This window comes from Mucilaginibacter sp., from assembly GCF_041663085.1.
In the GTDB taxonomy this organism is placed as follows: Bacteria; Bacteroidota; Bacteroidia; order Sphingobacteriales; family Sphingobacteriaceae; genus Mucilaginibacter.
The window spans coordinates 14,854-27,375 of record NZ_JBAZRC010000056.1 but is presented as its reverse complement, the minus strand read 5'-3'; the positions used below and the strand labels follow the sequence as shown (position 1 = coordinate 27,375).

The window sequence follows — 12,522 nt, the reverse complement described above, 5'->3', positions numbered from 1 at the left end:
ATACGTGACCGGCTTTCACCAGATCAGGAAAAAACTGCAGGAAGAAGGTCATCAACAGCAAGCGGATGTGCATACCATCCACATCGGCATCGGTAGCTATTACAATATTGTTATAACGCAGGCCGTCAATACCGTCTTCAATATTCAGCGCGTGCTGCAGCAGGTTAAATTCCTCGTTCTCGTAAACAACTTTTTTGGTTAGCCCGAAACAGTTTAGCGGCTTACCCTTTAAGCTGAACACCGCCTGGGTTTGCACATCGCGCGATTTGGTGATCGATCCGCTGGCCGAGTCACCCTCGGTGATGAACAGGGTGGTTTCCTGCTTGCGTTCGTGGTTATCGTCAAAATGCAGCTTGCAATCGCGCAGCTTACGGTTATGTAATGATGCTTTTTTGGCGCGGTCATTCGCCAGTTTTTTAATACCGGCAATATCCTTGCGCTCGCGCTCAGATTGCAGGATACGTTTCAGCAATGCATCGGCAGCAGCCGGGTTTTTATGCAGGTAATTATCCAGCTCCTTTTTCAGGAAATCGTTGATAAACCCACGTACCGATGGCCCCTCAGGCCCAATATTTTGCGAACCCAGCTTAGTTTTTGTTTGCGATTCGAAAACCGGTTCCTGTACTTTTATAGCGATGGCAGCGACAATAGAAGCCCGGATATCCGACGCATCAAATTCTTTTTTATAAAACTCGCGGATGGTTTTAACAACCGCCTCGCGAAAGGCTGCCTGGTGCGTACCGCCCTGAGTTGTATGCTGCCCGTTTACAAACGAGTAATATTCCTCACCGTACGATTGCCCATGCGTCATGGCTATTTCTATATCCTCGCCTTTTAGGTGGATGATAGGATAACGCAGGTTTTCTGCATCGGCGTTGCGTACCAGCAGGTCATACAAGCCCCGCTCCGAAAGATATTTTTGCCCGTTAAAGTTCAGCGTTAAACCGGCATTCAGGAACACGTAGTTCCAGATCATATTTTCTACAAACTCCGGGATAAAGCGGTAGTGGCGGAAGATGGTATCGTCGGGCACAAAGTTAATAGCTGTACCGTTGCGTTGCGATGTTTCCTTTTCAGGCTCATCCCGTATCAGTTCTCCTTTTGCAAACTCGGCGATCTTAGTACGGCCGTCGCGGTATGATTGTACCGTGAACGAGTTTGATAAAGCGTTAACTGCCTTTGTACCCACACCATTCAAACCAACCGATTTTTGGAAAGCCTTACTATCGTACTTACCGCCTGTGTTTATTTTTGATACACAATCAATCACTTTACCTAAAGGGATACCGCGGCCATAATCGCGAACAGAAACTTTATGATCGCTCATGTTCACTTCTATGGTTTTACCCGATCCCATCACAAACTCATCTATAGAGTTATCCACTATCTCTTTAAGCAACACGTATACGCCATCGTCATAAGCAGAGCCATCGCCCAGCTTACCAATGTACATACCCGGTCTTAAGCGGATGTGCTCTTTCCAGTCGAGCGACCGGATACTATCATCATCATAATTTACTGTTTCTGCCATGTTCAGATCAAATGTTTTGGGGTAGAGATTTTGCCCGTATGCAAAAATAAATTTATGCCACTTAAATTAACATTTAAATGTGCCAACTTATTAACATTTGCGGGCCTTATGGTTTAAACTTTATGCAGTTGCTGGCCCTGTCAATGTTCTTGAAAAACTCGGGGCCTTTTTCATTGGCAAAACAAACCGCCAGGATGGTACCGATATGGTCTTTTTGCAGGGTTATCAGCAATGCGTATTTATAACCCTTGGTAACGGCTTCATCCTGCAGATTTAACAGGTATGATTTGCCGGCATCAGCGTTGTAACGCGCCAAATATTTGGGCGGGATAGTGCGTTGTAAAAAATTATTGTCGCCCGCAAAGGTGAGGGCATGGGCGGTGCCCATCCCAAGGTACAAAGAGTCGGGGTTGGCCTGGGCTTTACTTTTATCACCTATAGATTTTTCGTAGCTGGCGTAATTCTCTTTCTGCGATTTTACCTGGAACCAGATCTCGAATTCCTTACCGGGCATTTCCATAGCATAATCAAAAGAAAGGTCTTCGTTATCGGGTGCCTTTATCTCTTTAAAACCTTTCGGGAAAATGAAATTTACGTTTGCCGCAGCAGTTAACTGCTGAAAGTTTTTTAGTTGGGGACTAATGTATACGGGTTTAGCGGCTTGTTTTACAGCCACAACCTTTTTAGTTTTATAAGGACGCCTCTGCGCCTCTACCATAAGTACAGGTGCAATACAAAACAGCAATATACCCGTAAGTAATATTTGTTTAAATTGCTTCAAAACACGCCGGGTTTAATTAGGTTACACAAAATCAATGAACGAATTTAAATGATTTGAAACGTTAAATAAAATTAATTTATATATAAATTTAAAAAATAAACATTTAGATAATTACATCATATACAACACATTGCCTTTGAGCTGCAATTTCAATCTTTTTAAATTATTTTAAAAAGTATTTTGTTTTTTAGATTTAACTTTATTAAGTTTGCATCAATGATGAAAAACAGGTCATTAAAATATGTATACTTTCTATCCTCATTAAGTGGGTTAAAATTTATAGTTAATTGGTTGTAAATCCTCACTTCGGTGAGGATTTTTTTTGTACCAGCTTTTTTAAACTGACCGAATTAAATAACACTATATAAACCTGATTATGGCAAGATTAAATTTATTAGAAGAAACGCGTTATGAGAAACTGCCGGTTACGGTATATGCCGACCAGCAGACAGCATCGCTGGCAGTAGCCGGGCGGATAGCGGCACTCATCCGTACCAAACAAGCAGCCGGCGAACCCACAGTATTAGGCCTGGCAACAGGCGTTACCCCGATACAGGTTTACGCAGAATTGATCCGCTTACATAAAGAAGAAGGCTTATCATTTAAAGGTGTGATCACCTTTAACCTGGACGAATATTACCCCATGAAACCGGATGCAGCGCAAAGCTACGTTACTTTCATGAACGAAAACCTCTTCGATCATATAGACATCGATAAAAGCCTGGTTCATATCCCCGACGGCACCTTGCCGCAGGATGAAGTAGCCGCTTTTTGCTTAGAATACGAAAAGCAGATTGAAGAGCTTGGCGGATTGGACCTGCAAATTTTAGGTATCGGCCGTACCGGTCACATTGGTTTTAACGAACCGGGCTCGGCGCCAAACTCGGGCACACGTTTGGTTACCCTTGACGACCTAACCCGAAATGATGCCTCGCGCGATTTTGGCGGTAAGCAAAACGTACCAACCAAAGCCATCACCATGGGTGTAGGTACCATTTTTAAGGCCCGCGAAATTATCCTGATGGCATGGAGCGCCAAAAAAGCACCAATTGTTCGTAAAGCGGTAGAGGGCGAGATCTCGGGCGAAGTGCCGGCTACCTTCCTGCAATTATCAGACAATGTAGAATTTGTACTGGATAAAGACGCGGCATCCGGCTTAACCCGCTTTGATACCCCCTGGCTGGTATCTGATTGCGTATGGGACAACAGCCTGAAAAAGAAAGCCGTGATCTGGCTATCCACTGCGGTGGGTAAACCTATTCTGAAACTAACAGAAGAGGATTACAACAACCATGGCATGGCGCAGCTCGCGGTGGAGCAGGGGCCGGTATACCAGATAAACATTGATATTTTTAACCAGGTGCAGCATACCATAACCGGTTGGCCGGGTGGTAAACCGGGAGCTGATGACAGTCAGCGCCCCGAACGTGCCGAACCTGCACGCAAACGTTCTATCATATTCTCCCCACATCCCGATGATGATGTGATCTCGATGGGTGGTACATTCATTCGCCTTGTTGACCAGGGGCATGATGTACACGTGGCTTACCAAACATCAGGCAATACCGCTGTATGGGATGATGATGTTTTACGCTATATGGAATTCGCTATCGACTTTAAACAAAGCGTTGGCGAGGATACCGCAAAGCTACAGGGGATATATGAAGACATGCGCAAGTTCATCGATCAAAAACTCCCTAACCAGGTAGATACCCCCGAGATTCGTGATGTAAAAGGTTTCATCCGCAAAACTGAAGCAATTTCGGGAGCACGGTTTGCGGGACTACCTGATAGTAATATCCATTTCCAGGCGCTGCCATTTTACGAAACAGGCAAAACCAAAAAGAACTCCGTTGGCGAAGAGGATGTACGTTTAACAATGGAGCTTTTACAAAAAGTAAAACCCCAGCAGGTATTTACCGCAGGTGATTTTGCCGACCCGCACGGCACACACGTGGTTTGTTTTAACATTGTAATAGAGGCTTTACGCCGATTGCGTAAAACCGAAACATGGGTGAACGATTGTTGGGTTTGGATGTACCGCGGTGCGTGGCAGGAATTCCCAACTTACGAAATTGAAATGGCGGTGCCTTTATCGCCTGCCGAAGTGTTACGTAAACGCAACGCTATATTTAAACACCAGTCGCAAAAAGACAGACCTGTTTTCCCGGGTGATGATGCACGCGAATTTTGGGTGCGCGCCGAAGACCGCAACCGTGAAACCGCGCAGAGTTACGACAAATTAGGCATGGCCGAATACGCAGCCATGGAGGCTTTTGTGAGGTATCATTATTAATAACCCTATATCTACCATAAAAAAGGGAACGCATTTGCGTTCCCTTTTTTATTTACCGTATGTAGAGACACAGTACTTTGCGCCGCTACATACTATTTATTTCTTTACCGCATCATTAGCTTGCTGTGCAGCTTCTAAATGGTGTTTCAAAATAGGGACATGTTTTGCAGCAAATGCCTTTAATTCGGCATCTTTTCCTTTATCAGCCTCTTTCTGAAACTCTTCTACATCCTCTTTATGGTCTTTCACCATATAATCGGTATAGGCTTTATCAAATTCAGTTTTACCCAATTTAGCCATGTCATCATAGTCTTTTTGGGTTTTATTATCTAAAATGGCAGGCAGGGTAATAGTTTTAGCACCCGCAATAGCCATCAGTTCCTTATTAGCTTTTGAATGATCTTCAACCATCATTTTGGCAAACTCAAGTACCTTTGGCGATACACTTTTACTTTGCGCCAGCTTACCTAACTGTACTTCAAGCAAACCACCGTTGGCTGCTGCCACCGCGAATTTGGTGTCGTCAAATACCGCGGTAGAATCTTCCGCTTTTAACTGCTTTTTGTTACTGTCAATGGCCGCATCGGTACTGTTACTGTTATAACTTGCTGTGCTATCAGTATCAGCATTACCCTTGCTTCCGTTACCGCTACACGATGCTAAAGCCGTGATTGCTATAACTGATAAAAATTTTAATACGTTTTTCATGGCGTTGATTTAATTATATATTAAATAATTAACCAACAATTATGCCACGCTATTTTATCTTCCCATTCACCAAAGCAATTATCTCAGCTTCGGCAGCTACTGTTTTCTGCTCTATCTCTCCCCCTCTTTTCAATATATCATCCACAAATGCCTTATCCTTATAGCCCGAAGCGTTGATCTTCACATTCATAAATGCGCCCATCACTGCCGACCGTGCACAAAGCGCGGCCACACCTGCATCCGTTACCGAATTGGGGTTGCCCTGTTCTACCATCGCACGGATCAGCGTTAAACTTTCAAAAGAAGTCTGCATCACTTTAAATGGTATCTCAATAGCATATTTGGTGGCGTCCTGTATGGCTTGGTCACGGGCGGTTTTTTCTGCATCGTTTCCTTTAGGTAAGCCGAATGCCTCCATAATTTTATTAAAGGCGGTGGTATCCAGATCAACCAGGCGCAACAATTCATCTTTATAGTTTTGCCCCTGCTCGGCCCAATTACCAAACTCTTCCCAGCGTCTATCCCATCCTTTTTTATGGGATGACAGGTTGGCCACCATCGTTGCCAATGAAGCCCCCAAAGCGCCCATATAGGCCGATATAGACCCGCCGCCCGGTGCAGGGCTTTCGCTTGCGGTTTCGTCGGCAAAGTCGGTTAGGCTCATACTCACCAGTTTGCTTGCAGCGGTATCTTTCAGTAAATACTCAATAATACGTTCGTCCGGGTTAAACGGACCAAGCTCATCCAAGCCCATGGATTTGATGGCAATCTTGATCAGTTCTTTTTCGCTCACGCCTGTCGACCGTTGTTGTTTCCGCAGAAAGTATTTACCTGCATCCAACATGGCTTTCAACGGGATCAGGCCAACCAGCTCGCTACCCGTAACACGGATGCCTCGTTCAGCCGCTTTTTTACAAACTTCATCAAAAGCGATGTGGATTGGGGTTACCTCGATATTGGTGAGGTTCATAGAGATCTGCGCAACACCATACTCCTCAATGTACCAGCCTATAGCCTTTACGCTTTTCAGCGTGCCGGGGATAGATTTTGGTTTACCATTCTCATCGTTAATGATTTTCCCGGTAACCGGGTCGCCTTCGCGCATTACACGGCCTGCTTCGCGCACATCAAAAGCAATGGCATTTGCCCTGCGGGTTGAGGTAGTGTTCAGATTAATATTATAAGCGATCAGGAAATCGCGCGCGCCGATCACTGTAGCGCCGCGTTTAGCATCCATTTCCGCCGGGCCAAAATCAGGCTTCCATTTTGGTTCTTTTATTTTTTTGAAAAAACCTTCGTACTCGCCTGCCCTAATTACCGACAGGTTATCCCGGGTTTTATCTGCCTGCGCATGCTGGTACAAATACGCCGGAATGCCCAATTCCTCGCCAACACGCCTGGCCAGTTGTTTAGCGTATTCGGCAGTTTCTTCCATGCTGATATTGGCAATCGGTATCAGCGGACAAACATCAGTAGCGCCCATCCTCGGGTGCTCACCTTTGTGCTTGCTCATATCTATCAGTTCCCCGGCTTTTTTTATCGCCAGGAACGCTGCTTGTATCACCTGCTTGGGCTCACCCACAAAAGTCACCACAGTTCGGTTGGTGGCCTTACCAGGATCAACGTTAAGCAGGCGTACCCCTTCTACAGATTCAACCTCGTCGGTTATTTGTTTGATGATAGTCAGGTTTACACCTTCGCTAAAGTTTGGCACGCATTCAATTAGTTTATTCATTGGTTTATTAGTTCAATGGTTCATTAGTCTTTTTCTATTCCCTCCCTTGGGAGGGGTGTGTTGGGCGTTGTGGTGGCAGGGAGGGGTTATACGTAGCAAGTTTACTAACCCCTCCCTACACCCTCCCGTTGGGAGGGAATCGCACTATCCTACGCCTTATCTCCGCCAGTCCATACCTGTACCGGCTTTAATTTTCCCTGGTAATATAATATTTCGCGGTAATCGGCACATGGGTAGGCCTGCATGTCTGCTGGCATGCCCGGTGCTAATATACCACCTTCCATTTTTAAAGCTGCAGCCGCGCGAAAGGTCAGCCCCGCAAAGACTTCGGCAGCAGATAATTTTTCGGATGCGCTCATTACAGCGGCTTGCATCAGCAGGTCGCCCATTGGGGCCGATCCGGGGTTCCAGTCGCTGGCAATGGCCAGGCAGGCACCCGCATCTAATAAGTTACGTGCCGGGGCGTATGGCATACCCAACCCCATCGACGCCCCGGGCAACGTAACAGCAACTATATTTGAGTCAGCTAATAGTTCAATTTCATGCTCACCGCTGGCTTCCAAATGGTCGGCAGATACGGCCCCAACCTGCACAGCAACAGCGCTGCCACCGGCAGTAAACTGGTCGGCATGTACGGTAATATCAAAGCCCATTTGTTTGGCTCTGTTTAAATAAACAAGCGCGTTTTCTACATTGATGGCGCTTTGCTCAATAAAAATATCTACACGGTTGGTAAGGTTTTGCTGTTTTATAACCGGCAATAGGTCATTCACCACATGCTGCAAATACTCTTCCTGCGACCCTGTAAAATCCTTCGGCACCATGTGCGCAGCAAGGCAGGTAGGTACCAGTTTGGCTTTAGTTTGTGCCGATGCTGTTTTAATAGCACGTAATTGTTTTAACTCTTCCTGCAAACTCAGCCCGTAGCCACTTTTTACTTCAATAGTGGTTACTCCTTCGGCAAGATGGCGGTTGGCACGTTGCACGAGTGTTTCCACAAGCATTGCTTCATCAGCCGCACGGGTTTGGCTTACGGTATCCCAAATACCCCCACCCGCTTTAGCAATCTCTAAATAGGTTTTGCCCGCAATGCGCATGCTGTAATCTTTAGCACGGTTACCACCAAAACATATATGTGTATGGCAATCTATAAAGCCGGGCAGTAGCACTTGCGGGCTTTGTACTTCTTCAATTTGAATAGATGAGTTTGCTTTTCTTAATTCTTCAAAATCGCTAACTTCAATAATAAGTCCGTTCTCAACCAGCACACCGCCGTTGGCAATTAGGTGCAATTGCTCGTCCTTCAAAGCGCCTTTTAAGGGCAGCCCAGTTAAGGGAAGTATTTGGGTAAACGGACCTATTAGTTTTTTCATTTTTGTTTTATATTCTCTACGCGTCATTGCGAGGTACGAAGCAATCTCCTGACATGCATGTGCGCTTTGCATAGTCGCCTGTCTATCGTGAGATTGCTTCGTACCTCGCAATGACGGTTTAGTTATACTTGTTCAAAGCCCAATAAACAAATGAACTATTGAACCAGTGAACTACCCTACCACACTTTCAACCCAAACCTATCGGCCCAATCCTGTGCCTTATCATACCCGGCATCCGCATGGCGGAAGATCCCCATCGCAGGGTCGTTATGCAGTACACGTTTCAGGCAGGTTGCGGCGCGTTCGGTTCCATCGGCAACTACTACCATACCGGCATGTTGCGAGTAACCCATGCCTACCCCACCGCCGTGGTGAAAGGATACCCATGTTGCACCTCCCGATGTATTAGCCATCAGGTTGAGCAATGGCCAGTCTGACACCGCGTCCGAGCCATCTTTCATCGATTCCGTCTCGCGGTTTGGTGATGCTACCGAACCGCAATCCAGATGGTCACGGCCGATAACTATAGGCGCTTTTACTTTGCCGCTTGCTACCAGTTCGTTAAAAATCAACCCGGCCTTTTCACGTTCACCCATACCCAGCCAGCAAATACGCGCAGGCAGGCCCTGGAAAGCGATCTGCTTTTGTGCTTTCTCCAGCCAGTTGATCAATGGCTTATTTTCGGGGAAGGCTTCCATTAGTGCACGGTCGGTTGTGTAAATATCTTCAGGGTCGCCGGATAGCGCTACCCACCTGAACGGGCCTTTACCCTCGCAAAACAACGGACGGATAAACGCCGGGGTAAAGCCAGGGAAATCGTAAGCATTTTGCTCTCCGCCTTGTTTAGCAAATTCGCGCAGGTTGTTACCGTAATCAAACGTAACCGAGCCGCGTTTTTGCAATTCCAGCATAAAGCCCACATGGCGCGCCATGCTTGCTAACGACAAGCGTTTATATTCTTCAGCATCCGCTTTGCGCAGATCTGATGCTTCTTTTAAAGTTAATCCGTTAGGGATATATCCATTCAAGGGGTCGTGTGCCGATGTTTGGTCGGTCACCATATCGGGAACAATGCCGTCAGCTATCAACCGTTCAAGCATATCACCGGCATCGCTAACCAAGCCTACCGATAAAGTTTCGCCTTTAGCCATAGCATCCTGCACCCAGCTAATCGCTTCCTCATATGAATGGGTTAACCTGTCGATGTATTTACTGTCAATTCGTTTTTGGATGCGGGTAACATCCACATCGGCACCTAAAAACACAGCGCCCGCCATGGTTGCAGCCAGTGGCTGCGCCCCCCCCATACCGCCTATGCCGGCGCTTACGATCAGTTTGCCCGTCAAATCATTATTAAAATGCTGGCGGCCTGCCTCCACAAAGGTTTCATATGTGCCTTGCAAAATGCCTTGGGTGCCTATATAGATCCAGCTTCCGGCAGTCATTTGCCCGTACATCATCAGTCCATCGGCACGTAGTTTATTAAAATGTTCCCAGGTGGCCCATGCAGGTACCAGGTTACTGTTGGCAATTAAAACCCTAGGCGCCTGCGGGTGACTGCGAATAATACCCACCGGTTTGCCCGATTGTACCAATAACGAATGGTCGTCGTCGAGCTCCAGCAAAAGCTCAATGATCTTCCTTAACGATTCCGGGTTACGGGCTGCCTGGCCAATGCCGCCGTATACCACCAATTCGTCGGGATTTTCGGCAACCTGCCCGTTAAGGTTGTTCAGCAACATGCGTAAAGGCGCCTCCGTTTGCCAGCTTTTGGCATGCAGTTGGTTGCCAACCGGGGCGTAGTACACCGGGTGCTTGGCGTAGGTATTAATAAATTCCGAATTCGTCATCGTCGTTTATATTGATGTTATGTTTTTGAGCGGTTTCAGCCGCTACCGACTGAAATTCACCATTTATTATCAATTGATGCAGGGAGTTGATATCGTCTGCGAAGATCCTGTCCTCTTTTATAAAGGGCACATGCTGCCTTACCAGTTGGTGCAGGCTTTCAATCACAGGTGTGCTTTCTAACGGCCTGCGAAACTCCATAGCCTGCGAGGCATAAAGCAACTCAATGGCCTGGATGTATTCCAAATTATCCAGCACCATATGCAGCTTGCGCCCGCTGATGGATCCCATGGAAACGTGGTCTTCCTGGCCAAGCGAGGTTGGCACACTATCGGCACTTGCCGGGAAACAGAAGGTTTTATTTTCGGTAACCAACGCGGCTGTGGTGTATTGCGGTATCATTAAACCCGAGTTTAGGCCCGCGTGTTCTGTGAGTAATTTTGGCAAACCATAACGGCCTTCGCTCATCAGGTAGCAACGGCGGTCGGCAATATTGCCCAGCTCGGCTGCGGCAACGGTGGCGTAATCTAAAGGCAAAGCCAATGGCTGCCCGTGAAAGTTACCTCCGCTTATGGTATCATCGGCATTAAAAATTACCGGGTTATCGGTAACCGAGTTTAATTCAATCTCGGTCAGTTCTTTTAAATGCAGCCAGGCGTTCCGCGATGCGCCGTGCACCTGTGGCATACAACGCAGCGAGTATGGATCCTGCACCCTGTCGCAATCCACATGCGCATTACCAATAGCCGAACCGTGCAGTAAGGTGGCTAAACGCTTCGCTACAAGCTTTGTCCCTTTATATGGGCGAATGGCATGCAACCTTGCATCAAAGGGACGAGCAGCCCCCATAAGCCCTTCTAATGACATCGCGCCGATCAGGTCGGCAGTATTCAGTAAATTATTTAAACGCTCAACCGCTTTTATGGCGAAGGCCAATATAAACTGGGTGCCGTTAATTAAGGCAAGCCCTTCTTTTGGGCCTAATACCAATGGCTGTAAGTTATGTTTTCTCAGGATGTCGTCTGCGGGATGCTTTTCATCACCCACATTTACATATCCCAAGCCAATTAACGGCAAAAACAGGTGAGAAAGCGGCGCCAGATCGCCCGATGCACCAACCGAGCCTTTCTCGGGCACAACAGGGATAACATTATTATCAATATGCCAGATGATGCGATCTAAAGTTGCAGGTGCAATACCTGAGTAACCCTGCGCCAACGCCTGCACCTTGGTGATCAGCATCAGCTTGGCAATTTCCTGCGGGATGGGTTTACCCACACCTACGCTATGGCTTTTTAAGATATTGCTTTGCAGCAGGCTGGTATCCTCTTCAGAGATGCGGGTATCGCAAAGCGGACCAAAACCTGTATTGATACCGTAAACGGGCAGGTGCGCATGCACTATTTTCTCAACCTCTTTCCATGAAGCATGGATGCGTGCGGCAGCGTCTTCATCAATAACGCCCTGCACCTTGCCGGTTGCTATGTCCAGGCAAATGCCAATAGTAAGGTGCTCGGTACCGTAATTAAACTTTTTCATGGCGTATCGGCTTTAATTTATCGCTCACCTTACCGGCAAGATTGTAGTTACGGAAGGTATTTTCCATGGCGGATATAGCGGGCAGGATCTCTTTTATCGCCTCGTCGCTTTCAGCAAGTTCAGTCATGCTTGCGCTTATGGCATCCCAAATGGGTAATATTTGTGTTAACAAGTCGCGGCCTTTATCGGTAAATTTCACCAGCTGCCTGCGGCCATCATCGGCACAAACGGTGGTTTCTACCAGGTTACGGTTCTTTAAGTTAGTTATCAACTGGCTTGCCGCCGGGTGCGACACTTCGGTTTGTTCGCTCAGCTCTTTAATGGAAAGCGAATCGTTTTTTGACAACAGGTAAAACACCGGGAACCAGCTGGCATCAAACTCAATGCCCTCATTCTGGTAAATGCGGTTTATTTCGGCCAGGAAGGTTTCGCTCATGCGCCTAAGCCTGCTGCCGAAAACCAAGTATCCTAAACTTTGGTACAAATTCATGAATGCAATTTATATAAGTGCTTATATAAATGCAAGTGTTTTTTATTAATAATTGATAATCAGGTTGAAACTTGCGGTAATTTTACTCACCCGGTCATTGCTTCGCCCGACCACCCTCTCTTCGCTGCGCGGAAAGAGGGTTTTGATTTACAGTTTTATTATTTCCTCACCCTCTCTGCTTCGCAAAGAGGGTCGACCAGCGGAGCGTAGTCGGGGTGAGT

The 12,522-nt window shown here is 46.8% G+C and carries 9 protein-coding genes; 1 reads left to right on the top strand and 8 read right to left on the bottom strand.

Annotated features, from left to right (window positions below; genetic code table 11):
- Together WC615_RS12165 and WC615_RS12160 are read right to left on the bottom strand one after the other, a co-directional pair.
- Window positions 1-1,531 (bottom strand): toprim domain-containing protein (locus tag WC615_RS12165; RefSeq protein WP_372978364.1); only part of this gene is annotated, 1,531 nt, incomplete at its 3' end.
- Window positions 1,532-1,637: 106 nt separating this feature from the next.
- Window positions 1,638-2,207 carry a hypothetical protein gene (locus WC615_RS12160; protein WP_372978363.1) on the bottom strand — a complete coding sequence of 190 codons (570 nt, stop codon included), beginning with the start codon at window positions 2,205-2,207 and terminating at the stop codon, window positions 1,638-1,640.
- 481 nt (window positions 2,208-2,688) lie between these two features.
- On the opposite strand from WC615_RS12160, the gene nagB reads away from it, so the two are divergent.
- The gene (nagB, locus tag WC615_RS12155) at window positions 2,689-4,608 is read left to right on the top strand and encodes a glucosamine-6-phosphate deaminase (RefSeq protein ID WP_372978362.1); all 1,920 of its coding nucleotides are present in this window, start codon (window positions 2,689-2,691) and stop codon (window positions 4,606-4,608) included.
- A gap of 96 nt (window positions 4,609-4,704) precedes the next feature.
- Here nagB and WC615_RS12150 read toward each other — a convergent pair whose 3' ends face one another.
- The 6 genes from WC615_RS12150 to WC615_RS12125 form a co-directional block, all read right to left on the bottom strand.
- Entirely contained in the window at window positions 4,705-5,316 is a 612-nt protein-coding gene (locus tag WC615_RS12150; RefSeq protein ID WP_372978361.1) for a DUF4142 domain-containing protein, read from the bottom strand.
- Between the two features lie 49 nt (window positions 5,317-5,365).
- Window positions 5,366-7,051 (bottom strand): glutamate formimidoyltransferase, encoded by a 1,686-nt coding sequence (ftcD, locus tag WC615_RS12145; RefSeq protein ID WP_372978360.1) that lies wholly within the window; start codon window positions 7,049-7,051, stop codon window positions 5,366-5,368.
- Window positions 7,052-7,200: 149 nt separating this feature from the next.
- Window positions 7,201-8,424, bottom strand: coding sequence for an imidazolonepropionase (gene hutI, locus WC615_RS12140; protein WP_372978359.1), 1,224 nt, complete (start codon window positions 8,422-8,424; stop codon window positions 7,201-7,203).
- A gap of 176 nt (window positions 8,425-8,600) precedes the next feature.
- A complete protein-coding gene (gene hutU / locus WC615_RS12135; RefSeq protein WP_372978358.1) occupies window positions 8,601-10,274 on the bottom strand; it encodes a urocanate hydratase in 1,674 nt (557 codons plus the stop codon).
- On the bottom strand, window positions 10,252-11,811 hold the full coding sequence (gene hutH, locus WC615_RS12130) for a histidine ammonia-lyase (protein WP_372978357.1): 1,560 nt from the start codon (window positions 11,809-11,811) through the stop codon (window positions 10,252-10,254). Before hutH ends, hutU begins: the two co-directional genes overlap by 23 nt.
- The gene (locus WC615_RS12125) at window positions 11,798-12,301 is read right to left on the bottom strand and encodes a MarR family winged helix-turn-helix transcriptional regulator (protein WP_372978356.1); all 504 of its coding nucleotides are present in this window, start codon (window positions 12,299-12,301) and stop codon (window positions 11,798-11,800) included. The genes hutH and WC615_RS12125 overlap by 14 nt, the downstream gene beginning before the upstream one ends.
- Window positions 12,302-12,522: the final 221 nt, after the last annotated feature.